Annotated in this window: 1 protein-coding gene; it reads left to right on the top strand. The window is 45.9% G+C overall.

The window, feature by feature from the left end:
- Positions 1 to 577, top strand: a 577-nt coding sequence (locus tag R8N49_RS29140) for a DUF3418 domain-containing protein (protein ID WP_318190701.1), incomplete at both ends; no start/stop codon positions are given.

Consider the following 577-nt stretch of genomic DNA (forward strand, 5'->3'; position numbering starts at 1 on the left):
GCAATGCGCGCTGGTCAGCGTCGCTTAATTTTGTTGAACGTACCGTCGCCAATTAAATATTTGCACGCAAACTTGCCGAACAAATCGAAGCTGGGTCTGTACTTTAACCCTTACGGTAAAGTGCTTGATCTGATTGATGACTGTATTGCCTGTGGTGTCGATAAGCTTATTGAAGAGCAGGGCGGTTTGGTTTGGGAGCCTGAGAAGTTTGAAGCGTTGAAAGAACACGTTCGCGCTGAACTGGGTGATACCGTGGTAGAAATTGCCAAACAGGTAGAAACCATTCTGACGACGGCTTTCAACATCAACAAAAAGCTGAAAGGCAAGATTGATTTCACCATGGCGTTTGCGTTGTCGGACATCAAAGCGCAAATCGAAAGCTTGATTTTTAAAGGCTTTGCAACGGAATGTGGCTGGAAACGTTTGCCTGATATTCTTCGCTACATGCGTGCAATTGAGCGCCGCATGGAGAAATTGCCGATCGATCCGAACAAAGACCGTTTGCACATGCTTAAAGGGGAATCTGTCACCAAGGATTACAAAGAGTTGCTGAATAAGATCCCGAAAGGGATGGTGA

Source organism: Vibrio sp. 1978 (assembly GCF_033344345.1).